General features: G+C 62.1%; 23 protein-coding genes, 3 pseudogenes and 1 riboswitch. Of the genes and pseudogenes, 17 read left to right on the top strand and 9 right to left on the bottom strand.

Annotated features, from left to right (window positions below; translation table 11 throughout):
• Position 1 precedes the first annotated feature (1 nt).
• Positions 2-1,861, bottom strand: a pseudogene (locus tag M727_RS38065) (ATP-binding protein).
• A 233-nt stretch (positions 1,862-2,094) separates the two neighbouring features.
• On the opposite strand from M727_RS38065, the gene M727_RS38060 reads away from it, so the two are divergent.
• Positions 2,095-3,486 carry a dicarboxylate/amino acid:cation symporter gene (locus M727_RS38060; RefSeq protein ID WP_051505803.1) on the top strand — a complete coding sequence of 464 codons (1,392 nt, stop codon included), beginning with the start codon at positions 2,095-2,097 and terminating at the stop codon, positions 3,484-3,486.
• 244 nt (positions 3,487-3,730) lie between these two features.
• On the opposite strand, the gene M727_RS0129910 is transcribed toward M727_RS38060, so the two are convergent.
• The 6 genes and pseudogenes from M727_RS0129910 to thiC all read right to left on the bottom strand — a co-directional run bounded on the left by M727_RS0129910 (position 3,731) and on the right by thiC (position 8,848).
• Positions 3,731-4,492, bottom strand: coding sequence for a hydroxymethylpyrimidine/phosphomethylpyrimidine kinase (locus tag M727_RS0129910; protein ID WP_027155672.1), 762 nt, complete (start codon positions 4,490-4,492; stop codon positions 3,731-3,733).
• Positions 4,483-5,089, bottom strand: a pseudogene (locus M727_RS38055) (thiamine phosphate synthase). The gene M727_RS0129910 and the pseudogene M727_RS38055 overlap by 10 nt, the downstream one beginning before the upstream one ends.
• Positions 5,086-5,859 carry a thiazole synthase gene (locus tag M727_RS0129900; protein WP_027155671.1) on the bottom strand — a complete coding sequence of 258 codons (774 nt, stop codon included), beginning with the start codon at positions 5,857-5,859 and terminating at the stop codon, positions 5,086-5,088. The pseudogene M727_RS38055 and the gene M727_RS0129900 overlap by 4 nt, the downstream one beginning before the upstream one ends.
• 4 nt (positions 5,860-5,863) lie before the next feature.
• Positions 5,864-6,061 (bottom strand): sulfur carrier protein ThiS, encoded by a 198-nt coding sequence (gene thiS / locus M727_RS0129895; RefSeq protein ID WP_027155670.1) that lies wholly within the window; start codon positions 6,059-6,061, stop codon positions 5,864-5,866.
• Positions 6,030-7,028, bottom strand: coding sequence for a glycine oxidase ThiO (gene thiO / locus M727_RS0129890; RefSeq protein WP_027155669.1), 999 nt, complete (start codon positions 7,026-7,028; stop codon positions 6,030-6,032). The genes thiS and thiO overlap by 32 nt, the downstream gene beginning before the upstream one ends.
• On the bottom strand, positions 7,025-8,848 hold the full coding sequence (gene thiC, locus M727_RS0129885; protein ID WP_027155668.1) for a phosphomethylpyrimidine synthase ThiC: 1,824 nt from the start codon (positions 8,846-8,848) through the stop codon (positions 7,025-7,027). The genes thiO and thiC overlap by 4 nt, the downstream gene beginning before the upstream one ends.
• A gap of 105 nt (positions 8,849-8,953) precedes the next feature.
• Positions 8,954-9,069: riboswitch (TPP riboswitch) on the bottom strand.
• Between thiC and M727_RS0129880 the strand changes: the two genes are divergently transcribed.
• Entirely contained in the window at positions 9,065-9,292 is a 228-nt protein-coding gene (locus M727_RS0129880; protein ID WP_156941681.1) for a hypothetical protein, read from the top strand. Its footprint overlaps the riboswitch before it by 5 nt.
• Before the next feature lie 98 nt (positions 9,293-9,390).
• Here M727_RS0129880 and M727_RS41930 read toward each other — a convergent pair whose 3' ends face one another.
• Both M727_RS41930 and M727_RS38050 read right to left on the bottom strand, forming a co-directional pair.
• Positions 9,391-9,801, bottom strand: coding sequence for a helix-turn-helix domain-containing protein (locus tag M727_RS41930; RefSeq protein WP_198032720.1), 411 nt, complete (start codon positions 9,799-9,801; stop codon positions 9,391-9,393).
• 4 nt (positions 9,802-9,805) lie between these two features.
• Positions 9,806-10,102 carry a type II toxin-antitoxin system RelE/ParE family toxin gene (locus tag M727_RS38050; RefSeq protein ID WP_245269049.1) on the bottom strand — a complete coding sequence of 99 codons (297 nt, stop codon included), beginning with the start codon at positions 10,100-10,102 and terminating at the stop codon, positions 9,806-9,808.
• A 609-nt stretch (positions 10,103-10,711) separates the two neighbouring features.
• Here M727_RS38050 and M727_RS38045 point away from each other — a divergent pair.
• From M727_RS38045 to M727_RS40825, 15 genes and pseudogenes are all read left to right on the top strand, one after another.
• Positions 10,712-10,951: a hypothetical protein gene (locus tag M727_RS38045; protein ID WP_051505806.1), complete on the top strand. Its 240-nt coding sequence runs from the start codon at positions 10,712-10,714 to the stop codon at positions 10,949-10,951.
• Between the two features lie 762 nt (positions 10,952-11,713).
• The gene (locus tag M727_RS0129850; RefSeq protein ID WP_027155664.1) at positions 11,714-13,705 is read left to right on the top strand and encodes a conjugal transfer protein TraG; all 1,992 of its coding nucleotides are present in this window, start codon (positions 11,714-11,716) and stop codon (positions 13,703-13,705) included.
• Between the two features lie 47 nt (positions 13,706-13,752).
• On the top strand, positions 13,753-14,154 hold the full coding sequence (locus tag M727_RS0129845) for a hypothetical protein (protein WP_051505805.1): 402 nt from the start codon (positions 13,753-13,755) through the stop codon (positions 14,152-14,154).
• 210 nt (positions 14,155-14,364) lie between these two features.
• A complete protein-coding gene (gene trbB / locus M727_RS38040; RefSeq protein ID WP_198032721.1) occupies positions 14,365-15,363 on the top strand; it encodes a P-type conjugative transfer ATPase TrbB in 999 nt (332 codons plus the stop codon).
• 49 nt (positions 15,364-15,412) lie between these two features.
• Positions 15,413-15,676, top strand: coding sequence for a TrbC/VirB2 family protein (locus M727_RS0129835; RefSeq protein WP_245269048.1), 264 nt, complete (start codon positions 15,413-15,415; stop codon positions 15,674-15,676).
• Complete coding sequence (locus tag M727_RS0129830) at positions 15,676-15,939, top strand: VirB3 family type IV secretion system protein (protein ID WP_027155661.1); 264 nt, start codon at positions 15,676-15,678, stop codon at positions 15,937-15,939. Before M727_RS0129835 ends, M727_RS0129830 begins: the two co-directional genes overlap by 1 nt.
• 12 nt (positions 15,940-15,951) lie before the next feature.
• Positions 15,952-18,501 (top strand): conjugal transfer protein TrbE, encoded by a 2,550-nt coding sequence (gene trbE / locus M727_RS0129825; RefSeq protein ID WP_027155660.1) that lies wholly within the window; start codon positions 15,952-15,954, stop codon positions 18,499-18,501.
• Positions 18,498-19,247 (top strand): P-type conjugative transfer protein TrbJ, encoded by a 750-nt coding sequence (gene trbJ, locus M727_RS0129820; protein WP_027155659.1) that lies wholly within the window; start codon positions 18,498-18,500, stop codon positions 19,245-19,247. Before trbE ends, trbJ begins: the two co-directional genes overlap by 4 nt.
• Positions 19,248-19,259: 12 nt before the next feature.
• Positions 19,260-19,586 (top strand): putative entry exclusion protein TrbK-alt, encoded by a 327-nt coding sequence (gene trbK-alt / locus M727_RS38035; RefSeq protein WP_051505801.1) that lies wholly within the window; start codon positions 19,260-19,262, stop codon positions 19,584-19,586.
• Positions 19,583-20,980, top strand: coding sequence for a P-type conjugative transfer protein TrbL (gene trbL, locus M727_RS0129810; RefSeq protein WP_027155658.1), 1,398 nt, complete (start codon positions 19,583-19,585; stop codon positions 20,978-20,980). Before trbK-alt ends, trbL begins: the two co-directional genes overlap by 4 nt.
• Complete coding sequence (trbF, locus tag M727_RS0129805) at positions 20,977-21,663, top strand: conjugal transfer protein TrbF (protein ID WP_027155657.1); 687 nt, start codon at positions 20,977-20,979, stop codon at positions 21,661-21,663. Before trbL ends, trbF begins: the two co-directional genes overlap by 4 nt.
• Entirely contained in the window at positions 21,663-22,709 is a 1,047-nt protein-coding gene (gene trbG, locus M727_RS38030; protein ID WP_036263951.1) for a P-type conjugative transfer protein TrbG, read from the top strand. The genes trbF and trbG overlap by 1 nt, the downstream gene beginning before the upstream one ends.
• On the top strand, positions 22,706-23,914 hold the full coding sequence (locus M727_RS0129795) for a TrbI/VirB10 family protein (RefSeq protein ID WP_027155656.1): 1,209 nt from the start codon (positions 22,706-22,708) through the stop codon (positions 23,912-23,914). Before trbG ends, M727_RS0129795 begins: the two co-directional genes overlap by 4 nt.
• Positions 23,911-24,003: pseudogene (locus M727_RS43365) on the top strand (DUF2274 domain-containing protein); the annotation flags it as partial. The gene M727_RS0129795 and the pseudogene M727_RS43365, both read left to right, overlap by 4 nt.
• A 44-nt stretch (positions 24,004-24,047) precedes the next feature.
• The coding region (locus M727_RS40825; RefSeq protein ID WP_156941679.1) for a DUF2274 domain-containing protein at positions 24,048-24,214 on the top strand (167 nt) is incomplete at its 3' end.

The following is a 24,214-nucleotide window of genomic DNA, read 5'->3' as shown; positions in this document are numbered from 1 at the left end:
ACTACGCTGCCTTCAAAAGATGAACGGTAAAGCATGTGCCGCTGTCGCCACTCGCGACCTCGATGCGGCCGCCATAGTCGGCGACGATGTCCTTCGAGATCACCAAGCCGAGGCCCAGGCCGGTTTCCTTCGACGTGTTGAACGGCGTGAACAGCGACTTCAGGATCGCCGGCGGAATGCCGGGCCCGTTGTCCAATACGCTGAGCGCCACGCCATCAGTCGTTTCCTCCACCGAAACCTCCACCCTAGCGTGGTCGCAGCCGTCAAGCGCTTCCAGCGCATTCTGAAAGAGATTGATTAGCACCTTGTTCGAGCCGGACCCGGTTTCCCATGACCTTGAACGGAGCGGGCGCCGGCTCGACGACAAGCGCGTCGAGCCGGCCGCCAAAACGGCTTCTTAGCAGCACTACTGCACTCTCAATGACGCCGCGCAATTCCACCGGGCCAGCGGCGGTGCGGCCCTTGCGGGCGAAGGCCTTCAAGTCCTCGGTGATCGAGCCGATGCGTTCCGTCAGCGCGGCTATGGCGCCGAGGTTCTCCTCGACCGGAGCGGTCTGTTTGCGCTCCAGGAAGGTCCGGGCATTGTCGGCATAGGCCCGGATGGTAGCAACCGGTTGGTTGATCTCATGCGCTACGCCGGCCGCGACCTGGCCAAGGATGGCCAGTCGATTTGCCTGGACCAGTTCCTGCTGCACCAGCTGGAGTTTCGCTTCCGTACTGCGGTGACCGATGATCTCTGACTGCAGCCGATCGCGGGCGCGGCTTAGATCCTGGGTGCGTTCGGCGACACGGCGTTCGAGCTCGGAGCGCGCCGCCTGTGCGGTCGCGATCCGCATTTGCGCCAATTGCCGGCGCCAGAGCAGATACGCAGCCAGGCCGAGGAGCGGAAGCACGATCCCAAGCGCGAGAAGCCGCATGCCGCGAACAGCGGCAGCGATCGGCAGTTCCGCTGGGACGAGATAGTCGAGCCGCCAGGGTGTGGTGGGGACCGGCCTCGAGAGGCGCAGATATTCCGCGTCGTTGCTGCCTGGCGTGATGACATGGACAATCGATACCTCCTGGCTCAATGTCTCGGGTCGCGTGATCGGCAAGGGCATAAGCGGCGCCTCTCCGACCTGCTCGCTGTCGCGGATCGCGGCAACGTTGGGCCCGGCAAGGGCTGCTGTCGTCATGAAGCGCCAGGATGGAATGCTGGTGACCAGCACGACACCATGTTCGTCGCTGACATAGGTCGGCCGATTCGCCTCGCGCCAGTTCGCCTCGAGCTGGTCGAATTCCATCTTGACGACGACGACGCCGAGAGGTGCTGAGGCGCTGCCGACACGCCGCGAAATGTAAAGACCGGCACGCTTGCTGACATTGCCGAGCGCGAATATTCGGCTGTTCCGGTTTGCATCGCCCTGGAGAAATAGGCGCGAAAGCCGTAGTCGCTGCCCACGAAGCTGTTCGGCTCGCGCCAGTTGCTAGACGCGGCCGCTATGCCATCGGTGCCAGCAACGTAGAGGACCGATGCCTTGGTGCCGGAGACAAGGCTTTCAAGCTTGCGGTTCAGCACATCGATCGCGACGGCATCGCGCCGTGCCAGAGCATCGTGCACCTGCTGGTCCTCCGATAACAGCAGCGGCAGTGCGCGTGGATTTTCCAAAACAGCGGTAAGCAGCGCCACTTTCAGGTTCGCATCTGTGCGCGCGTGCGCCGCCAGCGCCTTGAGTTCAATGTCCCGAGCGTAGAGGCCGGAGCTATGGAGCGCCGAGGCAATGATCGCGACCCCTATTGCTGCGAACCCAAACCAGGCTCGGACCGCACGCCTGCCGAGTTGCTCGGGCGTGGAAGGCAGGTCGGAGGCGGGGCGCTGGAGCATCGTTCATTTGTGCATGATTTCGCACAACGGGCAATCATGTTTGTGCGGGCAACCGCACTTTTTGCCCAGAGGCAAGCGGCGTGAATTGATGATTACGCGCTAAAGATCAGGACTTATCGACAACAGGCTGCGTCTGGCACGCCAGTTGCGAACTCAGATTCAGCAGCCGCGAGGCTGTTGAAGCTTAGTCCCGGGAGGTCGGGTCTCCCGATCGGGGCGCAACGGAGGATATCATGCAGACAACGATCGCTGCCGCCGAGCCGCGCGGCAAGGTTCCCTTCTATCGGCATCTCTATGTGCAGGTCCTGGTGGCGATCGCCGCCGGGGTGCTGCTTGGACATTTCTATCCGGAGACAGGTGCCGCGATGAAGCCGTTCGGCGACGCCTTCATCAAACTGGTGAAGATGATCATCGCGCCGGTGATCTTCCTGACGGTGGCGACCGGCATTGCCGGCGTATCCGACCTGCAGAAAGTCGGCCGTGTCGCCGGTAAAGCGATGATCTATTTCCTGGTGTTCTCGACGCTGGCGCTGGTTATCGGCCTCATCGTCTCGAACGTTGTCCAGCCCGGCGCCGGCATGCACATCAATCCGGCCACACTCGACGCATCGAAGGTGATGACCTTTACCGAAAAAGCGCATGACACCACCATCGTCGGCTTTCTGATGAACATCATTCCCGATACGATCACCGGCGCCTTCGTGCAGGGCGATGTATTGCAGGTGCTGTTCTTTTCGGTGCTGTTCGGCATTGCGATGGGGCTGGTCGGCGACAGCGGCCGTGCCGTCGTCGATTTCCTGCAGGCACTGACCGCGCCGATTTTCCGCCTTGTCGCCATCCTCATGAAGGCCGCACCCATAGGCGCCTTCGGCGCCATGGCCTTCACCATCGGCAAATACGGCATCGGCTCGATGGCCAATCTCGCCATGCTGATCGGCACGTTCTATGCGACCTCGCTGCTATTCGTACTAGTGGTGCTCGGCGCGGTCGCCCGCTACAACGGCTTCTCGATCCTGGCGTTGATCCGCTACATCAAGGAAGAGTTGCTCCTGGTTCTCGGCACCTCGTCTTCAGAGGCGGCGCTCCCCGGCCTCATGGTCAAGATGGAGCGCGCCGGCTGCAAGCGCTCGGTCGTCGGCCTGGTCATCCCGACCGGCTATTCCTTCAACCTCGACGGCACCAACATCTACATGACGCTGGCGGCATTGTTCATCGCACAGGCGACTGACACGCCGCTCACTCTCGGGGATCAGATCCTGCTTTTGCTCGTCGCCATGCTCAGCTCCAAGGGTGCCGCCGGCATCACCGGCGCCGGCTTCATCACGCTGGCGGCGACGCTGTCGGTCGTGCCCTCCGTGCCGGTTGCCGGCATGGCGCTGATCCTCGGCGTCGACCGCTTCATGTCGGAGTGCCGGGCGCTGACCAACCTCGTCGGCAATGCGGTAGCGACGATTGTGGTGGCGCGCTGGGAAAAGGAGCTCGATCAGGCGAAGCTCGCCGCCGCTATGGCCGGTGAATTGCCAGACGAGGCAGATCTGTCGCTGCAAGTCGAGGATGTCTCCATCTCGCCCAAGCATCGACCACGGTGCTGGGGCAACGAGATGTATGAAAGCAAACCTCATTGAGACGGTTCAGCCCGGGCCGGTTTTGCTCCGGGCCGGGCTTGTCACCCACTCGCCGCCATCGCAACGCCGGGCGGCGGAACTGCTGGCCGTAATCCCCCGGCGATCTTTGCACCTCATCGCCCCGAGGAGGGGACCTGTGACGTCGAGGAATGACGCTCAGTTTGCCAATCACTATAAAATCGCGTCGGCCGGCGCCGGGAGCCAAGCACAATCTCTTCGATGGGAGCTCGGATGGCTTGTAGGATCATCCGGCAGAATTCTCTTTAAGCCTCTTGAGCACAAATCGCTTGCTTTCGAGAACGCTCTCTTCAAGCGACCTCGCATTCGCCAGATGCGCGGCGATGGCGCTGGCCAGCATGCAGCCGGTCCCGCGCATTGTTCCGGCAAGACGGGGTGTGTCGAAGCGAATGGGTTCCTGATTGTAGGTCAACAGGATATCGGTGGATCGCGGTCCGGTCGCATGGCCACCTTTGAGCAACAGCGCCTGCGGCCCGCACGCGAGCAATCTTTTTCCCTGCCGGAGCGTGTCATCATCGTCCGCTGCCAGTTCCGCACCGACAAGGACCGCCAGTTCGATGAGGTTTGGAGTTACGAGATGGCAAAGCGGCATGAGATCACGCTTCATGACGCCGATCGCATTCGCCTCCAGGAGCGGCCTGCCCGAAGAGGAAGCCAGCACCGGGTCGAGTACTGCCGGTATCCGTGGATATTCGCTGAGCACGGCCGCAACCGCAACAATGACCCGCGCGGTTGAGAGCATGCCGATCTTGATGGCCAACACCTTGTTGGCCCGCAGTGCTGCGCGCATCTGGTCGGCGACAAGGCCGGGCTGCAGATGATGGATTGCGATGACCGCATCGTGTCTCTGCACCGTCACCGCAGTGACGGCAAGGCAGGTGCGCACACCGATGGCAGAGATCGTCTCGATGTCGCGTGCAACGCCGGCACCGCCGCTGGAGTCCGATCCACCGACGACAAGCACATGTGGCTCTTGTCTCAGCGCCACCGGTTGGTCTTCTCGATCCATTCTTGCGTGCGCGCTTCGGGATCGGCATTCAGGCTGATATCGGTAACCACAGCCGCGCTGTCGGCGCCAGCCTCAAAGACACCGTCGAGCCGGTCAGGGCTGAGCCCGCCGATGGCAACCAGCGGGATCGGCGCAACCCTGTCTTTCCACGCGCTGATCCGTTCGAGCCCTTGCGGCGCCCATTTCATCTTCTTGAGGCTAGTCGGATAAATGGGCCCCAGCGCCACGTAGTCCGGATCGGCCGCGAGCGCCGTTTCCAGTTCGGCGTGATCGTGGGTCGAAAGCCCGAGCTTCAATCCGGCGTATTTAATCGCCAGCAGATCGGCCGCAGCTAGATCCTCTTGACCGAGATGGACGAAGTCGCAGCCATTCCTCAATGGCGAGCCGCCAATAGTCGTTGATGATCAGTTGACAACCATGGGCCGTGCAGACGTCGATCGCGCGGCGGATTTCCATCTGCAGCATGGGCTCGTCCCTGTCCTTGATGCGCAACTGCACCAGCTTAACGCCAAGCGGGACGAGCCGTTCGATCCAGGCAGCGCTGTCGACGATCAGGTAGAAGGGGTCGAGCTTCATGAAAAAACCGCCCTGCCAAATGTCGGTGTCGACGGTATGGCGACATCGCGCGGTTCGAGCATTCCCGAGCAGAAAGCTTCACGGCCGGCATCGACCGCCTTGCCGAACGCGCGCGCCATGCCGATCGGATCGGCTGCCTTGGCAACCGCCGTATTCAGGAGCACGGCGTCGAAGCCGAGTTCCATGACGGTCGCCGCGTGCGATGGTCGTCCAAGCCCCGCATCGACGATCAGCGGGACGCCGGGAAAATGTCCGCGCATCGAGCGCAGCCCCGGGATGTTGACCGGGCCGAGCGCGGAACCGATCGGCGCGAACCATGGCATTAAGAACTTGCAGCCCGCGTCCAGAAGCCGTTCCGCAACGACAAGATCGTCGGTGGTGTAGGGGAGGACCGCAAAACCGTCTTCGCACAGGATTTGGGCGGCTTCGACCAGGCCAAACACGTCCGGCTGGAGGGTATCATGGTTGCCGATCACTTCGAGCTTGATCCAGTCTGTGCCGAAGACTTCGCGCGCCATTTTCGCGGTCGTGACCGCCTCCTTGACGGAATGGCAGCCGGCAGTGTTGGGTAGGACGTGGACGCCGAGCGAGCGGATCAACGACCAGAACTTCTCGCCAGCCTTGCCGCCTGCCATTTCACGCCGCAAGGAGACGGTCACCACCGACGTCCCGGACGCCTTGACAGCATCGGCAAGGATGGCTGGTGAAGGATATTGGGCGGTGCCGAGAAGCAGGCGTGAGGGAAGCGTCGTTCCAAAAAGATCGAACATGGTCCTACCCACCCTGCATGGGTGACAGGATCTCGATCCGGTCGCCTTCGCTCAACAGGAATTCTGCCCGGTTTGCTTTGTGCACAAGGTCGCTGTTGACAGCCGTTGCCAGCCAATCGCCCTCATAGTCGAGCGCGGCAAGCAGCGCCGCCAGTGTCGTGGCGTCATTCTCAAGCGCTTCGCCGTTGACGATCAGTTGCATGAGCAAGTTCCTCGAATTTGGCATGATCGAAGACAAGAGCGGCGGCCAGCCGCGCCATGGCGGGCGCAAGAAGGAAACCATGGCGGTAGAGCCCGTTGATGGCGACGCCATTTCCACGTGCTTCGACACGCGGCAGATTGTCGGCAAAGGCCGGGCGAATACCGGCGCCGGTCTCGATGATGCCGGCCTCACCGAAGGCCGGGTGGAGCGCGCAGGCAGCGCTGAGAAGTTCCATCATCGAACGGACCGCGACCGGACCACAGTCATCGCTCTCGATCATCGTGGCGCCGGCCATGAAACGGTGATCGCTGCGCGGCACCACGTAGAGCGGAAAGCGCGGATGAAGCAGCCGCACCGGGCGCGACAGCGAGATTTCGGGCGTGCGCAGGATAAGCATTTCGCCGCGAACCCCGCGCAGCCTCTCATTACCCGCTGCCATTCCTATGCAGTCGATCTGGCGTTCAAACCCGGAAAGCTGCCGGGCGTCCGTGGCAAAGCGGAAGTCGACGCCCATGGCGGCGAGCTTTTCGTGAAGCGCTGCCATCGCCTGGCGCGGGTCGAGATGCGCCTCGCCGGGGAAGAACAGCCCGCGCCGGAAACGGCCGGCGAGATCGGGCTCCAGCCGCGCGATTTCCTCTTCATCGATCCAGCAATGGCCTGAGGTGCGGCTTGCGAAACGGTCAAGCTCGCCCGCATCCCGCGGCGTTGCAACAACGAGCGTTCCGGCCCGCGTCACCTGGCCGGGCAGCGCCGCATCCCACCAGTCGGCGGCGCCGCGTCCGAGGTCCAGCACAGGCTGCTCGGCGCTTTCGCGTTCGCACCAGGGCGCTAGCATGCCGCCGGCAAACCACGATGCGCCGCCGAGACCACACCCGATTTCGGCCACGGTGACCGCTGCGCCGCGAGCGGCAAGTTCGAAGGCAGCTGTGAGGCCAGCGACGCCGGCCCCTTTGACCAGCACCCTCATGACGGCTCCGGCACCTTGGGCGTGGTGTCACTCACCGGCATATAGAGGTCGCCGCCCGCGCGATATTTTTCCGCCATCGCCGCCATTCCCTCCTTCTGTGCTTCGGCGCGGATGTCATGGGAGATGCGCATCGAGCAGAATTTCGGCCCGCACATGGAACAGAAATGCGCCAGCTTGTGCGCCTCCTTCGGCAAGGTCTCGTCGTGGAACGAGCGCGCCGTTTCAGGGTCGAGCGAGAGGTTGAACTGGTCTTCCCAACGGAACTCGAACCGGGCCCGTGACAGCGCATCGTCGCGGATTTTCGCCGCCGGATGGCCCTTAGCGAGGTCGGCGGCGTGCGCGGCTATTTTGTAGGTTATCACACCGGTCTTGACGTCGTTGCGATCCGGCAGACCGAGATGCTCCTTCGGCGTCACATAGCAGAGCATGGCGGTGCCGAACCAGCCGATCATGGCAGCACCGATTCCGCTGGTGATGTGGTCGTAGCCGGGCGCAATATCGGTCGTCAGCGGTCCAAGCGTGTAGAAGGGTGCCTCACCGCAGATGGCGAGCTGCTTGTCCATGTTCTCCTTGATCTTGTGCATGGGGACATGCCCAGGCCCCTCGATCATGACTTGGCAATCCTTCGCCCAGGCGATTTTTGTCAGCTCGCCGAGCGTTTCCAATTCGGCGAATTGCGCCGCGTCGTTGGCGTCGGCGATCGAGCCGGGGCGTAGGCCATCACCCAGCGAGAAGGACACATCATAGGCGCGGCAGATGTCGCAGATCTCCGCGAAATGCTCGTAGAGGAAGCTTTCCCGATGATGGTGCAGGCACCATTTCGCCATAATCGAGCCGCCTCTGCTGACAATCCCGGTGACGCGCTCGACCGTCAGCGGAATGTAATGCAGCCGGACGCCGGCGTGGATGGTGAAATAGTCAACGCCCTGCTCGGCCTGCTCGATCAGCGTATCGCGATAGACCTCCCAGTTGAGGTCCTCGGCGATGCCGGCGACCTTCTCCAGCGCCTGATAGAGCGGCACCGTCCCGATCGGCACCGGCGAATTGCGTATGATCCATTCGCGGATGTTGTGGATGTTGCGGCCGGTCGACAGATCCATCACCGTGTCGGCGCCCCAGCGGATCGCCCAGACCATCTTTTCGACCTCTTCGGCCATGGACGAGGTGACGGCGGAATTGCCGATATTGGCGTTGATCTTGACCAGGAAATTGCGGCCGATGATCATCGGCTCACTTTCGGGGTGGTTGATGTTGGCGGGGATGATTGCGCGCCCCCGCGCCACCTCTTCACGCACGAACTCCGGCGTGACGAAATCCGGGATCGAGGCACCGAAGGCCTCGCCCTCCCGCTGCAGCTTGCCTTGCAGGATCTCGCGTCCAAGGTTCTCGCGAATGGCGACGAATTCCATTTCGGGGGTGATGATCCCGGCGCGGGCATAGGCAAGCTGTGTCACCGCCTTGCCGGCCCGGGCCCTCCGCGGAGGGTTGCGGACTCGAAATTCCGGCGTCAGGCGCTCGCCCGCCGCAAATCCATTGTCCTCCGGCCTGACGTGGCGGCCGTCGTAGAATTCGACATCGCCACGTGCCGTGATCCAGTCCTGGCGCAGCCGGGCAAGGCCGGTCTCGATGCTGGTCTCGATAGTGGGGTCGGTATAAGGGCCGGACGGATCGTAAACCGTGACCGGCGGCTCACCGGCGGTCGGGTGAACGGCGATCTCGCGCATCGGCACCCTGATCTGCGGGTGGATGGCGCCGGGCTTGTAGGTTTTCCGCGAGGCGGGCAGCGGTGCCGTCGACACGGCGGGGGTCAAGGCATTCATTTGAGGCTCCTTTGCTCATTTGCATTGGAGACCCAGTTCTGTGCCGGAAGGATGAAAAGACGCCTTGGGCGACCTGCTCGAAACAGGTTTTCGGGCATGAATTCCCGCAAAGCGCTTGCACCGTCCCTACGCCAGTGTGAACTGGATCAGGTTCAACGGGTCACTGCGCCGCGAAGCCAGCAGTATCTCAGCCCCTTGCCGGGACTCCCCTGGTGAATGCCTCGATTGGACCGGGCCGGCGCCCTTTTGTCAAGCGCCGATGCGCTGGCGTTTGCCGCCACGGCCAATTTGCTGTTGCCCACGGCGGTGGCATCGATCGCCGACGAGGACCGCCTGGCGGCCGATTGCGTCGCCATATTGCTCAGTCGCATAATCGAGTCGCCTGAGCGGGTTTCCGGCCTCCGCGCCGATGCTTTCATTGGTAGAGGCCCGGCACTGAATTGAAGCGGCTCGGCAGCTATCCTAAGCAACACATTTCAACACTTGGCTGCGGGCGCGCCATAGAGCAAATCAGAAATTCCGGCTGCACCGAACAGCCGCAATCATGCCCCCAACCGGGCTTCCCCATAATTATCGTTCCCAGTCGGCTCCTGCTCGGCCGTAATCCGAGATTTGACAGGGCGGCCCGCGTGGATGGGTATTTCCGCCCTGGTGCCATCGGGGAAGATCGCGACGATCTTAAGTTCGCCGCCGAGGCTGCGGACGTAGCGTTCCATGGTCCTTATCTGAACAGTTTCCGGGTGATGCTCGACGCGAGAAATCTCGGCCTGCTTCATTCCGGATTTTTCGGCAAGCCGGGCCTGCGTGGTGTCCATAGCCTTTCGCAGTTCGGCGAGATGGACACGGTGAATGATGGCGGCGGCGCCGCTTTCGGCCTTCGCGAGGCGATCCTTTGGTAAGCGATCGATCCACTCGCGAGCATTAGGAGCTTCGGACTTCTTGAACTTGGTCATTGTCTCATTCCTCTGCCTCAAGCCACTCATCAAAACGCTTGTCCGCTGTCGCGATGAGGGATTTGTAGAACTGCCTGCTGGCTGTGCCTTCCTTGTTGCCACCAACGAGGATAACGGCGCGTCGTTCCGGATCAAAAGCAAAGGCGAACCGCCATGCGCCACCAGTGGCGAACCGAATTTCCTTCATGTTTCGATGCTTGGAGCCGTTCAGCGTGTCGGCCAAAGGGCGCCCAAGCTGGGGACCGATTCCCTCAAGCGCTATGACCACCTCAGCCAGCTTATTCCGCCGGAAGCCTTGCACGCTCTTCAGCGAATTTCGGAAGCTCAACAACTGTCCACCCCATGGGCCATGATATAGGCTAGAGCCGATATTTCGTCAATCAGAAAGACCGTCCCGCGGCAGGGCTCGGATGCTCCTGCTGGTACGAAATCGCAGTTTCGCGGCATCAGGCCGTTTGAGCGTTGAGGTGGTGCGCCTTCCAGGCTTCACGCTCGGGCGGCTCAATATGGAGCCGGGCTGCAAAATGGTCCGAATGCGTGAAGCCGGTCGTCAAGACCGATAGCTGCCAGGTGTCGCATGTCGGCTACGTCGTGTCCGGCACCATCACCGTCAATTGGATGATGGAACCCACAAAAAAAGTTCGGGCCAGGCACGTCTTATACGATTCCGCCCGGTCATGACGCCTGGGTGGAAGGCAACGAGCGCTTCACATGCATCGAGTCATGAGCGCCGAGCAATATGCCAAACCATCGTAGGACACTTCAGGGTTTCTATGACAGCTTTACCGGAGCAGTGTCGATCAGCAACGATGCGTGCCTCAACGCCAGCCGCCTAAGACCTAGTCATGCTGACGGTCATGCTCACGCCCGTACGCCCGATGTCGCCGACGAGACGCCGACCTCTTCCGCCCTGACCGGCTTCGATGAAGAGCGTCTGCTCACCTGGATCCGCCTTCTGGACGCCGCGGCCGAGAAGGGCGACTGGCGCGAAGTGGCGAAGATCGTTCTGCACATCGATCCTGAGAAGGAACCGGAACGAGCGTTCAGGGCGAGGCAAACGCATCTTGCGCGCGCCGGGAGTATAACCACCGATCGCTCCAGAATCTCCTGGCCGGCGGCATCTCACAGCCGAATGGCGATGGCGAGATAGCGCGGCCTGCTCATCGAGTGACACAAGATTTCGCAGGCCGAGCCATACACCGGCTCAGTGTGGCCGGCGCGGCGCGACCTTGCACCTTGTGAGCCGGAAGGGCAAATCACGCCTTTCGGCGCCCTTCGGCAGCTTGGCCAACCTCGCGGTGTGCCGGGGGCATTCTTGGCTGGTTGTTCGTATCGTCGCGTCGCCACCGCCTTCCACCTTGGCCCGCTCTATGTGTCGCGGGGTCAAAGGGACGAAATAGCGGCGGAGCACCTTGTCCAGCTTGTAGAGAACGGGGTGGAGGAAAGCCGTACTCTGGAATTCAAGACGCGCTATGGCCAGCCCAATGGGCGATCACGGTCTTTCAATGAGGAGCAGAAGCGCGAACTGCTGGCAGACGTCTCCTCATTCACAAACATAGGAGGAGGTGATCTTCTGTTTGGCATCACCGAGGAAATGGTCGGATTAGATATTGGAACCGGACAAAGAGAAGCTGAAGCTCGAAAGCATGAGCGAGATGCAAGCTTGAATTCCCCCGCGGGGGGCGCCTGATCGGTTGCGACCGACCAGGCGGTGGCGATTCCGCGCATTCGAGGTCGCCTACTGCTTTCGCGGGCTGCTTCAAAATCATCGCTGCAGAACAAGTTCCAAGCGCAGATCGCAAGTCTTTTTAGGTCTGGTTTGTATAGGCTGCCGCGATCAAGCCTTTTTTGTTGCACTACCTTTGTTCGTACATTGTTTATTCGCTCCCGAATTTTTGAAGCGGAAATAATGATGCCGGCAACCAAAATATTGTGGGGTCAGATCGTGGCTGTTTTGACCATCGTGCTTACGACCACGTGGGGAGCAACGCAATGGACGGCCTGGCGACTGGGTTACCAAGAGCAACTTGGGTCGCCCTGGTTCGAACTCGTCGACCAATCGATCTATCCGCCACCGGCATTCTTCTGGTGGTGGTTCTTCTACGACGCCTATGCACCTACAGTCTTTGTTGAAGGCGCGGTCATCGCGGCCAGCGGCAGTTTCATCGCGATTGTTGTCGCTATCGGCATGTCAATATGGCGAGCGCGGGAGGCCAAATACGTGGCAACCTACGGCTCGGCGCGCTGGGCTGTGCGAAAGGAGATCGAAGCCGAAGGCTTGCTCGGCGCCAATGGTGTGGTTCTGGGCAAGCTGGATTGCGACTACCTTCGCCACGACGGTCCCGAACATGTCTTGTGCTTCGCGCCGACCCGAAGCGGCAAGGGCGTTGGGCTCGTCGTGCCATCCCTGTTGACTTGGCCGGGAAGCGCAATCGTTCACGACATCAAGGGTGAGAATTGGGGACTGACCGCTGGCTGGCGAGCACGTTTCGGCCGTGTGCTGCTGTTCGACCCAACCAATGCTGCGTCAGCCGCCTACAACCCGCTGGTGGAAGTCCGGCGTGGCGCGTGGGAGGTGCGAGACGTCCAGAACGTCGCTGACGTGCTGGTCGACCCAGAGGGGTCTCTGGAACGCAGGAATCATTGGGAAAAGACCAGCCACGCGCTGCTAGTCGGCGCCATCCTGCATGTCCTCTACGCCGAAAATGACAAGACGCTCGCCGGTGTTGCCAAGTTTCTCTCCGACCCGCAGCGGCCGATCGAGACTACCTTGCGAACCATGATGCTGACCAAGCACCTCGGCGATGCCGGTCCGCACCCCGTCGTGGCATCGGCAGCACGTGAATTGCTCAACAAGTCGGAGAATGAGCGCTCTGGAGTGCTGTCGACCGCGATGAGTTTCCTGGGGCTTTACCGCGATCCGGTTGTGGCCCAGGTGACGTCTCGTTGCGATTGGCGCATTGCCGATCTGGTTGAGAACGCGCAACCCACGACGCTCTATCTGGTCGTACCGCCATCGGACATCAGCCGCACCAAGCCGCTTGTCCGGCTTATCCTCAATCAGATCGGCCGCAGGCTGACGGAAGATCTGCATGCGAAGGATCGCCGGCATCGCTTGCTTCTGATGCTCGACGAATTCCCGGCGCTTGGCCGGCTTGATTTCTTCGAGTCGGCGCTCGCCTTCATGGCCGGTTATGGCATCAAGTCGTTCCTCATTTCCCAGTCGCTCAACCAGATCGAAAAAGCCTACGGGCCGAACAATTCCATCCTCGACAACTGCCATGTGCGTGTGAGTTTCGCGACCAACGATGAGCGGACCGCCAAGCGCGTCTCCGACTCTCTGGGAACGGCAACTGAAATGCGGGCGATGAAGAACTATGCCGGGCATCGTCTGTCGCCGTGGCTTGGGCATCTCATGGTCTCGCGACAGGAGACCGCCCGCGCGCTGATGACCCCCGGCGAGATCATGCAGTTGCCACCAACCGATGCCATTGTGATGGTCTCTGGACTGCCCCCGATCCGGGCGAAAAAGGCGCGCTATTTCGCAGATCCGCAGCTTACCGAGCGCGTCCTGCCTCCGCCCACGCCGGCAACCAACAACGCACTGCCGCGCCCTGATGACTGGACTGGTTTGTCGGTTGCCAAGGTGCAGCCGGCGCAGGCAACGCGCGCATTGTATTGCCGGCAAGACAGTGACCCTGACAATTGCGGTATCCGCCGCCAGCCAGAACTACCCGAGCACGAGGATATCGCGCCGGAGCCCACGCTGGCGCACAGTGATGAATTCGACCTTGATTGCGACGAATCCGATGATGAGGCCGCCCGCCGGCGTTCGGTCGACCAGACGATGCGGCGCACCGCGCGACAGGCCGCACTCGATCCCAAAGATGGAATCGAACTTTGACCTCCGTGAAAAAGCGCCGCCTGTCTGCTTATCTGGAACCGGAGGTCATGAATGCGCTTGCCGACTACGCCGCCAAGAGAGATGTGTCGCTGTCGCTGATCGCCGAGGCAGCTATCGCTTCTTTTTTGTCTCCGGATGCTGAGGAGCGCAAAGAGGCGGCAATCACAAGGCGGCGCGACCAGATCGACCGGCGCGTTCAGCGCGTCGAACGCGATCTCGGTATCTCGATCGAGACGCTGGCGTTGTTCGTGCGCTTCTGGCTCACCTCAACTCCGGCCTTACCTGACGCCGCTCAGCCTGAAGCGCGCGCGAAAGGTCGGCAGCGCTATGACGCTTTCGTCGATGCGCTCGGGCGCAGGTTGAGCAAGGGGCCAAAGCTCAGCCAAGAAATTGCCGAGGACATTGCGCCTCCAGCATCGACGGACACGGCTGAGTCGCATCCGGGCTAGTGGGCCGAGGCGGTCAGCTCGTCTGCACCGCATTTTGCAAGTCTCTGCACGTCGCGTTGCTGCTGGCCGTTTTCCTTGTTGCAACGCTCACATTCCTGCTTCTTCTAATCATCCCCGTCAGCGGTGCGAAACAAATCGCCCGAGAAAATGGGGATCATCGTGGCAGACAATCAAAATGCCGGCAGGGAAGCAGTGTCGCGTGGGGCGCGCATGCTGCGCACAGCGCTCGGCCCGGCTATAGCCGGGTTTCTTGAAGATCCCTCGATCGTCGAGGTTATGCTGAACCCAGACGGCCGCCTGTGGGTCGACCGGCTGAAAGAAGGCCTGTCACCCGCCGACGAGATGCTGATGCCGGCAGATGGCGAGCGGATCATCCGGCTCGTTGCGCATCACGTCGGCGCCGAAGTACATCCAGGCGCTCCGCGTGTCTCGGCCGAACTACCTGAAACGGGTGAACGGTTTGAAGGCCTGTTGCCACCGGTTGTAGCCGGCCCCGCTTTTGCCATTCGCAAGCCCGCCGTCGCCGTGTTCACGCTCCAGGATTACGTAGGCGCCGGCGTAATGACTGATGCGCAGGCCGACGTGCTGCGGCTCGCCATTGAAAAGCGTAAGAACGTATTGGTCGCCGGTGGCACGTCGACGGGCAAGACGACGCTGGTCAACGCGCTGCTAGCAGAGGTGGCGAAGACCTCAGATCGGATCGTGCTGATCGAGGATACGCGCGAGCTGCAGTGTGCTGCGCCCAATCTTGTCGCTCTGCGGACCAAGGAGGGCGTCGCCTCGCTCTCCGATCTGGTCAAGTCGTCGCTGCGGCTTCGCCCCGACCGCATCCCGATCGGTGAAGTACGCGGAGCGGAAGCACTCGATCTCTTGAAAGCCTGGGGCACCGGCCATCCCGGTGGCATCGGTACCATCCATGCGAGCACCGCACTCGGCGCGCTGCGCCGACTCGAGCGACTCGTACAGGAGGCCGTTGTCACGGTTCCTCGCGCTTTGATCGCCGAGACGATTGATCTCGTTGCTGTGCTCGCAGGACGCGGTTCAGCCCGTCGCCTCATCGAGATCGCGCTCGTTGACGGGCTCGATCCCGTCACCGGCGACTACCGCATCCTCGAAGCCAAAATCGAGACCAATCCAACCGTGAATCCCGAGTCATCCATGGAGCTTCAGAATGACCCCGATCCGCTTCACTTCATCGTCTATCCCTAAGCTTGGCGCGGTCCTCCCGCGCGCCGCCACGGCTACCGCGATCGGGGCCATGATGGTTGTCCCTGTTCATGCGGCAGGTTCTTCCATGCCGTGGGAGCAACCGCTTCAACAAATCCTCGAATCGATCGAAGGACCGGTCGCCAAGATCGTCGCCGTGATTATCATCATCGTCACCGGCCTGTCGCTCGCCTTCGGCGACACTTCGGGCGGATTCCGCCGTCTGATCCAGATCGTGTTCGGCCTGTCCATCGCCTTCGCGGCGAGTTCGTTCTTCCTGTCGTTCTTCTCGTTCGGCGGTGGAGCGCAGATCTGATGGAAGAGGATGTCCGCGGCTTCTTCGCACCAGTCCACCGGGCACTCACCGAACCGATTCTGCTCGGCGGCGCACCGCGCGCGGTGGCTATTGTCAACGGCACGCTGGCCGGCGCGGTCGGTCTTGGGCTGCGACTCTGGTTCGCCGGCATCGTGATCTGGGCCATCGGTCATTTCGCGGCCGTGCTGGCAGCCAAGCGCGACGCCCAGTTCGTCGAGGTGGTTCGCCGGCACCTGCGCTATCCCGCGCATTTCGGCTGCTGAGAGGTTTTCTCGATGATGAACCTCACCGAATACCGCCAACGCTCGCAAAACCTAGCCGACTATCTGCCCTGGGCCGCATTGGTAGCCCCGGGCATCGTGCTCAACAAGGACGGCTCGTTCCAGCGAACCGCGCGGTTTCGCGGCCCCGATCTTGACAGTGCAACGCCGGCCGAACTGGTCGGCTCGACGACGCGGCTCAACAATGCGCTGCGCCGTCTCGGCTCCGGCTGGGCGATCTTCGTCGAAGCCGCCCGACTTGCAGCGCAGGACTATCCGGCAGGGCTTTTTCCTGACAGCGCGTCAGCGTTGGTCGACCTTGAACGCCGCGAACAGTTCGAGGGTGGATCCCACCGTGGATCACCCGGGGAGGGCGGTGGCGAGTCCCATGCTGAGCTCTTCGAAAGTAGTTATTTTCTGACCTTTGTCTGGCTGCCACCGGCCGAGGAAGCATCCCGGATGGAAAGCTGGCTCTACGAAGGCCGCGAAAAGCGCGGCGTAGACCCCGCGGAGCTTTTGAAGAGTTTTGTCGACCGCACCGACCGTGTGCTCAATCTGATCGAAGGGTTCGTTCCCGAAGTCGACTGGCTCGATGATACCGAGACGCTGACCTATCTGCACTCGACGATTTCGACCAGGCGCCATCGCGTCCGCGTTCCCGAGACGCCGATGCATCTCGATGCATTGCTGGTCGATCAACCGGTCGCCGGCGGGCTGGAGCCGCGGCTCGGCGAGTCCCATCTGCGAACGCTCACAATCATAGGCTTCCCGACCGCGACCTTTCCTGGGATTCTCGATGAACTCAACCGACTTGCCTTCCCATACCGCTGGTCGACGCGGGCAATCATGCTCGACAAGACCGACGCGACCCGCCTGCTGACAAAGATCCGCCGGCAGTGGTTCGCCAAAAGGAAGTCCGTCGCGGCGATCCTCAAGGAGGTGATGACCAATGAGGCGTCGGTCCTCGTCGACACGGATGCCGCCAACAAGGCAGTCGACGCGGACGCAGCACTTCAGGAACTCGGCTCTGACCAGATCGGCGAGGCCTACGTCACCGCGACGGTGACGGTGTGGGATCTCGATCCGTCAATTGCTGACGAAAAACTGCGCCTGATGGAAAAGATCATCCAGTCACGCGACTTCACGGCAATCGTCGAGCGTGTCAACGCCGTCGAGGCCTGGCTCGGCAGTATCCCGGGCCACGTCTATGCCAATGTCCGCCAGGCACCGCTATCGACGCTAAACCTCGCCCATATGATCCCGCTTTCGGCGGTGTGGGCAGGTCCGGCGGGTGATGAGCATTTTGGCGCGCCGCCATTGTTATTCGCCAGGACGGAAGGCTCAACGCCGTTCCGGTTCAGCCTTCATGTCGGCGACGTTGGACACACGCTTGTTGTCGGCCCGACCGGAGCTGGCAAATCGGTCCTGCTCGCACTGATGGCGCTGCAGTTTCGGCGTTACCCAGACAATCAGGTCTTTGCCTTTGATTTCGGCGGATCGATCCGTGCGGCCGTGCTCGCCATGGGCGGCGATTGGCAGAATCTCGGCAGCAGTGCATCGAGCGGGCAGGGCCCGGACGATCCGCTTGCGCTGCTCAAATTGGCTGATCTGCCCGACGACCTCGGCGACGTCTCGCTGCAACCTTTGGCCGGCATCCATCACATGCCCGAACGGGCCTGGGCGGCCGACTGGCTCGTCGACATTCTCCTGCGCGAAGGCGTACCCGTGACGCCGCAGGTAAGGGAATATCTGTGGTCGGCGCTGACATCGCTCGCCAGTGCGCCGCTCCAGGAGCGGACACTCACTGGCCTGTCGGTGCTGCTGCAATCCGCGCCATTGAAGCAGGCGCTGCGGCCCTACTGTATCGGCGGCCCGTTTGGCCGGTTGCTCGACGCCGAACACGAGCGTCTCGGTGAAGCATCCGTTCAGGCGTTCGAGACCGAAGGGCTGATTGGCACCGGTGCTGCGCCCGCTGTGCTCGCCTATCTGTTCCACCGCATCGAGCAGAGGATGGACGGCAGGCCAACACTGCTGATCATCGACGAAGGCTGGCTGGCGCTCGACGACGGCGGTTTTGCCGATCAATTACGCGAATGGCTGAAGACGTTGAGGAAGAAGAACGCCTCCGTCGTCTTCGCTACGCAGTCGCTCTCCGACATCGCCGGATCGCCAATCGCGCCTGCCATCGTCGAAAGCTGCCCGACGCGGCTGTTTCTGCCGAACGAGCGCGCCATCGAGCCGCAGATCACCGACATCTATCGCCGCTTTGGATTGAACGACCGCCAGATCGAGATCGTCGCCCGAGGGACTCCGAAGCGCGACTACTACTGCCAGTCCCGGCGCGGCAACCGGCTGTTCGAGCTCGGCCTCGGTCCGATCGCCCTCGCGCTTTGCGCCGCCTCGTCAAAGGCTGATCAGGCCTCAATTGAGCGGATCATCGCGGAGAGCGGCCCTGCCAGTTTTCTCGAGGCCTGGCTTGCCGATCGCGGTCTCTCCTGGGCCGCTGACCTCGTTCCCCACCTCACCAACATCGTCGACCAATCCGCAAAGGAGGTTTCGTCATGAATTTTGTCCCCAACCGTCTCCGCGTCCGGCATCTGGCTGCTGCTGGTGTTGTCGCCGTCGGCGCGGCCCTGTCCTGCGGCCCGGCGTCGGCACTGATCGTCTTCGATCCCAGGAATTATGCGGAGAACGTACTCTCGGCCGCGCGCGCGCTGGAGCAGATCAGGAACCAGATCGCCTCCCTGCAGAACGAGGCGCAGATGCTGATCAATCAGGGGAAAAACCTTACCTCGCTGCCGACATCGCTGCTTGGCCAGATCGAGGACAATTTCTCTGAGATGAAGAGCCTGCTCGGCGAGGCCGACAAGCTTGCCTACAGGGTCCAGGACATCGAGAGCCAGTTCAAGTCGACCTACGGGAATTTCGGCTCGGATCTCTCCAGCCGGCAGCTTGTCGATGATGCGCGTGAACGCTGGCAAACTTCGGTTGCTTCATTCGAGCATTCGTTGAAGGCCGGAGCTGTCGCCGTCGACAACATCGAGGGGACACGGGAGCAGACGAGCGCGGCCGTCGACGCCAGCCAGTCGGCGGTCGGTATTCTGCAGGCGACGCAGGCCGGCAACCAGCTTCTCGCCGTTCAGGCAAGGCAGATCGCCGACCTCACCGCAATGATGGCCGCCCAAGGGCGGGCCGCAGCCCTTGAGAGCGCCAGGCAAGCAGCCGCCCAGGAACAGGCGCGAGAACAGTTCAGCCGGTTCATGACAGGCAAAAACTACAGCCCGAGCAGCGTGCGCATGTTCCACGACTAAGGACTTTCTCCGATGGACTTCAAGACGACCGCCCGCTTGATCGGGGTGACGGCGCTCGCACTGGCGGTCGCCATCACTATCATCTCGCGCAACGACGACAAATACACTGCTCCGCCAATCCTGCGCCCGGCCGATCCCGATAGCGGTCCGCTGGTCCGTGAGCTCATGCGTTGCCGCACGCTCGGCGAACAGGCCACCCGCGACATTGCCTGTAAGGCGGCCTGGGAAGAAAGCCGACGCCGCTTCTTCATGCCCGGCAATCGCGACAAACCGGCGTGGCCGGCCGACGACCGGTTCGGCCGGATCGACCGCTCGATCGGCGAGGACAAGACGCCATGAACGACACCGGCGTCATTGACCGCTTTCTCGAAACCTTCACCCGATACATCGATTCCGGCTTCGGCCTGCTCGGTGGTGAGGTCGCCTTCCTCACCTCAACTCTAATCGTCATCGACATCACGCTTGCGGGAATATTCTGGGCCTGGGGCGCTGACGAGGACGTGCTGCACCGGCTGGTGAAGAAGACGCTCTATATAGGCTTCTTCGCCTTCATCATCGGTAACTTCAATCGTCTGGCCGGCATCGTCTTCGAGAGCTTTTCCGGGCTCGGCCTCAAGGCGGGAGGGTCGGCACTTTCCGGTGCCGCGCTGCTGCAGCCAGGCCGCGTCGCGCAGGTTGGCATTGACGCAGGCAATCCTATCCTGGAAGCCGCCAGCCAGTTGATGGGCTACGTCTCCTTCTTCGAGAACTTTGTCCAGATCGCCGTTCTGATGATCGCCTGGGCAATTGTCCTCATCGCCTTCTTCATCCTGGCCGTGCAGATCTTTGTCACGCTCATCGAGTTCAAGCTGACGACACTTGCCGGCTTTGTGCTGATTCCGTTTGCGCTGTTCAGCAGGACGGCCTTCCTCGCCGAAAAAGTGCTCGGCAATATCGTTGCTTCCGGTGTGAAAATTCTCGTGCTCGCCGTCATCGTCGGCATCGGCTCGGGTCTCTTTGGCGAATTCACCCAAGGCTTCGCTGACCAACCCACGATCACGGATGCGCTGTCACTTGTGCTCGGCGCTCTGTCGCTGATGGGGCTCTCGATCTTCGGCCCGGGCATTGCGACAGGGCTCGTCTCAGGAGCGCCGCAACTCGGCGCTGGTGCCGCGGTTGGCACGAGCCTCGCCGCGGCCGGTCTTGGGGCTGCGGGTTACATGGGCACGCGTGCAGGACTGAGTGGTGCCGCAAGTGCGGTCGGCACCGGAGGGCGCATGTCGGCTGGTGCGGCGCGCGGCGGTGCGCATCTGGCGGGAAGTACGTCGACCTCCTATGGGTTTGCCGCCGCAGCATCGGGAAAGAAAGGTGCGGGCGCCATCGCCGCCGGCCTTGGCGGTGTCGCGCGGGCCGGTGTCGGGGCCGCCGTTCAGCCGGTTACACAAGCCATGTCGCGTGCTGTGTCGGCGCTCAGCAGCAGCAATCAAGCAGGCCGCTCTGCCGGCTGGAATGCGACCGGCGGGCAATCGCCGGTTGGCAGCATGAGCGCAGCCGCAAACGATCCCTCCTTTGCCGGACCGTCCACTGCATCCCCTTCGAACTCCACAGCCGGCTCGCCGCCGGAATGGGCCACTCGGATGAAGCGTGGTCAGGCCGTGAGTCATGGGGCCGGCATGGCAGCGCATTCCATCCGCTCCGGCGATCATGGCGGCGGCTCAATGAATGTCTCTCTCCACCAGGACGACCAACGATGAATCCCTTCAAACGACCTTCAGTTCGTTATGGCACGACTCCCAAGCCCGAGACGCCGTACCAGCGTGCCGCGCAGGCCTGGGATGAGCGCATCGGCGCCGCCCGCGTGCAGGCCAAGAGCTGGCGGCTGATGGCCTATGGTTCGCTCGTGCTCGCGGGCGGTTTCGCTTCGGCATTGGTGTGGCAATCGACGCGCGGCTCCGTCGTTCCATGGGTCGTTCAAGTCGACAGGTTCGGCGAGGCACAGGTGGTCGCCTCGGCTGTTGTCGATTATCGGCCAACCGATCCCCAAATCGCATGGCATCTCGCCCGCTTCATCGAACAGGTGAGAAGCATCGCGGACGATCCTGTCATCGTGCGCCAGAACTGGTTGCGCGCCTACGACTACACGACCGATCGTGGCGCCACCTCTCTCAACGACTACGCCCGCCTGAACGACCCTTTTGCCAAGGTCGGTAAGGTCCAGGTCGCAATCGAGATCTCGAGCGTCATCCGTGCCTCACCGGACTCGTTTCGCGTCGCCTGGACCGAGCGCCGCTACGAGAACGGCAGCCTGGCCAGCACCGAACGCTGGACCGCCATCCTCACCATCATCATTCAACAACCCCGCGATGCCGAGCGGCTGAAAGCCAATCCGCTCGGTGTCTACGTCAACGCCATAAACTGGTCGAAGGAGCTTTCATGATGCGTCCCGCACGAACACCGACAAGGGGCCAACGGGCGGCGCGCGTGCTTGCCGCAGGCCTGCTATCCGCGACAGCGCTCGTCGGCTGCGCCTCGAAAAAATACATTCCGCCCGAGATCGACTACGACGATGCCGCGCCTGCCGTGCAGAAGGCCGATGCGCCTAGCCCCGTGAAGGTGGTCGAACTGCCGAAGCCTCTTCCGCTCCCCGGTCAGTTGAAGCCGGTCAAAAACAGCGGCAAAGCGAAGGCGGAGGCTGCCGACCCGAAGCTGCGCATAAGCCAGGCGAACGAGGCCGCACGAATGCAGCCCGTACGCGACGGTTTCGTCAACGCGATCCAGCTCTATCCCTGGAGCGAGGGCGCGCTCTATCAAATCTATGCTGCCCCCGGCCAGGTCACCGACATAGCACTGCAGCCGGGTGAGCAGCTCGTCGGCTCCGGTCCGGTCGCGGCTGGCGACACCGTTCGCTGGATCATCGGTGATACGCAAAGCGGGGCAGGGGACCGGCGTCAGGTCCACATTCTCGTCAAGCCGACGCGCCCCGATCTCCAGACCAACCTAGTCATCAACAGTGACCGTCGCACCTATCACCTCGAGCTACGCTCGACCGAGAAAACCTACATGGCCTCTGTCTCCTGGCAGTACCCGCAGGATCAGTTGATTGCCCTGCGTCGGCAGAACGCCCAGGCTTCCGCTGCGCAGCCTGTGGCTTCCGGCGTCGACATTCAGAAACTCAACTTCCGCTATCGGATCGAGGGCGACCCAGCACCCTGGAAGCCGCTGCGCGCTTTCGACGATGGCGCAAAAGTCTATATCGAATTCCCATTGGGCATCGGCCAGGGTGAAATGCCGCCTCTCTTCGTTGTTGGTCCGTCAGGCGGCTCCGAACTGGTCAACTACCGCGCCCGCCAGAACTACTATGTCGTCGACCGGCTGTTTGCCGCGGCCGAACTGAGGCTGGGCGACAAGACGAGCGAAAAGCGCGTCCGGATCGTGCGCACCGACGGGAAGAAGCCGCGGCGCAGCGTGGGGCTGTTTCGATGAGCGAAACTTCCAATTCATATAACCCGGCTATCGAAGCGGAGCTGCGGCTGCGACCAGAGCCCGCAAGGGTGACGCGACTGTCGCGCAAGGTGCTCATTGGCCTTGGCGGCGTCGCAAGCGTCGCGATCCTCGGCACGCTGATCTGGGCGCTCGATAGCAGACGGCGCGGCAAAGAGCAGTCATCCGAACTGTTCAGCACGGAAAACCGTACCACCGCCGACGGACTGCAGGGCCTGCCAAAGGACTATTCGGGCGTCCCGAAACTCGGGCCTGCATTGCCCGGCGATCTCGGACGGCCAATTCTGCGTGCGCAAGAGCGAGGCCAGCAGGTTCACGTCCCAGACATCCAAACACCGCGTGCCGACCCTGAAGAACAACGCCGCCTGGCCGAGATCGAGGCCGCCCGCGTGGCGAAGCTGTTCATCGACAGCAATTCGCGGGCCAATTCAGCGCGACAGAGTGCTGGTGCCAATAGTGGCGGCGACGCCTTGGCAGGCTTGGCGTCGCCGCCCGAACCGCCGGCGCTCGACCCACGCCCGGATCAAAATATGCAGGATCGCAAGCTCGCCTTCGTCAATGCTAAGCCCGATCGCCGCACCGTCAGTCCCGATCGTCTCGCCGAAAAAGCCTCGCCCTACGTCGTCCAGGCCGGAACGGTCATTCCAGCTGCCCTCATCGCTGGCATCCGCTCCGACCTGCCCGGTCAGATCAGCGCTCAGGTCACGGAGAATGTCTATGACAGCCCGACAGGGTCATACCTGCTCGTCCCCCAAGGAGCAAAACTGATTGGCCAGTATGACAGCCAGGTCGCCTTCGGCCAGTCGCGCGTACTGCTGGTGTGGAACCGGCTCATCATGCCCAATGGCACCTCGATTGTGCTGGAGCGCCAGCAGGGCACGGATGCCGAAGGGTTCTCTGGGCTCGAGGACGAGGTCGACCATCACTGGGGCCAGCTGTTTCGGGCTGCAGCGCTCTCGACGCTGCTTGGCATCGGCACCTCGCTTGGTTCCAGCAACGGCGAAGGCGATATCGCCAAGGCCATTCGCGAAGGCGCACAGGAGTCGCTCAGCAATGTCGGCCAGCAGATCGTGCGCAATCAGCTCAATGTCCAGCCGACGCTGACAATCCGGCCGGGTTTTCCGGTTCGCGTTATCGTCAATCGCGATCTTGTGCTGGCGCCATATGGCGCGAAGGATCCATCATGACCAAGCTGAAACTCTCTGCAATTCCCGACGATCGGCCAGTCACGCCGGCGACCGTTCATCGCGATCTGATCGCCTATGCCGATTCTCTGAACGGTCAACATAACTCTGTCGCACCTTGTATAGGAGGCGGCGCATGGGAAACCTGAAACTTGGTCCATTGCCGAAATTCGGGACGGTCCGCATGACGATCGCGCTTCCCGAGCCGCTTAAGGACGAACTGGAGCGCTACGCGGCGGAATACAGCCGCTTGTATGAGCCCGTCCAAGCGGCGGCTCTGATCCCCCATATGCTCGAGGCCTT

It is taken from the genome of Mesorhizobium sp. WSM2561 (genome assembly GCF_000513915.1).
Classification (GTDB): Bacteria; Pseudomonadota; Alphaproteobacteria; order Rhizobiales; family Rhizobiaceae; genus Mesorhizobium; species Mesorhizobium muleiense.
The sequence above is the reverse complement of the archived record's forward strand: the minus strand, read 5'-3'. Positions and strand labels throughout refer to the sequence as shown.

Bases quoted from the DNA above. Each gene is read 5' to 3' on its own strand.
- trbK-alt (WP_051505801.1), top strand. From the start codon at position 19,260: ATGGACTTCAAGACGACCGCCCGCTTGATCGGGGTGACGGCGCTCGCA.
- trbB (WP_198032721.1), top strand. From the start codon at position 14,365: ATGCTGCGCACAGCGCTCGGCCCGGCTATAGCCGGGTTTCTTGAAGAT.
- M727_RS0129880 (WP_156941681.1), top strand. From the start codon at position 9,065: ATGCCTCGATTGGACCGGGCCGGCGCCCTTTTGTCAAGCGCCGATGCG.
- M727_RS0129835 (WP_245269048.1), top strand. From the start codon at position 15,413: ATGATGGTTGTCCCTGTTCATGCGGCAGGTTCTTCCATGCCGTGGGAG.
- M727_RS0129900 (WP_027155671.1), bottom strand. From the start codon at position 5,859: ATGTTCGATCTTTTTGGAACGACGCTTCCCTCACGCCTGCTTCTCGGC.
- thiC (WP_027155668.1), bottom strand. From the start codon at position 8,848: ATGAATGCCTTGACCCCCGCCGTGTCGACGGCACCGCTGCCCGCCTCG.
- M727_RS0129830 (WP_027155661.1), top strand. From the start codon at position 15,676: ATGGAAGAGGATGTCCGCGGCTTCTTCGCACCAGTCCACCGGGCACTC.
- M727_RS38060 (WP_051505803.1), top strand. From the start codon at position 2,095: ATGCAGACAACGATCGCTGCCGCCGAGCCGCGCGGCAAGGTTCCCTTC.
- thiO (WP_027155669.1), bottom strand. From the start codon at position 7,028: ATGAGGGTGCTGGTCAAAGGGGCCGGCGTCGCTGGCCTCACAGCTGCC.
- trbE (WP_027155660.1), top strand. From the start codon at position 15,952: ATGATGAACCTCACCGAATACCGCCAACGCTCGCAAAACCTAGCCGAC.
- M727_RS41930 (WP_198032720.1), bottom strand. From the start codon at position 9,801: ATGACCAAGTTCAAGAAGTCCGAAGCTCCTAATGCTCGCGAGTGGATC.
- M727_RS0129845 (WP_051505805.1), top strand. From the start codon at position 13,753: ATGAATGCGCTTGCCGACTACGCCGCCAAGAGAGATGTGTCGCTGTCG.
- trbF (WP_027155657.1), top strand. From the start codon at position 20,977: ATGAATCCCTTCAAACGACCTTCAGTTCGTTATGGCACGACTCCCAAG.
- M727_RS0129795 (WP_027155656.1), top strand. From the start codon at position 22,706: ATGAGCGAAACTTCCAATTCATATAACCCGGCTATCGAAGCGGAGCTG.
- M727_RS0129850 (WP_027155664.1), top strand. From the start codon at position 11,714: ATGCCGGCAACCAAAATATTGTGGGGTCAGATCGTGGCTGTTTTGACC.
- trbJ (WP_027155659.1), top strand. From the start codon at position 18,498: ATGAATTTTGTCCCCAACCGTCTCCGCGTCCGGCATCTGGCTGCTGCT.
- trbG (WP_036263951.1), top strand. From the start codon at position 21,663: ATGCGTCCCGCACGAACACCGACAAGGGGCCAACGGGCGGCGCGCGTG.
- trbL (WP_027155658.1), top strand. From the start codon at position 19,583: ATGAACGACACCGGCGTCATTGACCGCTTTCTCGAAACCTTCACCCGA.
- thiS (WP_027155670.1), bottom strand. From the start codon at position 6,061: ATGCAACTGATCGTCAACGGCGAAGCGCTTGAGAATGACGCCACGACA.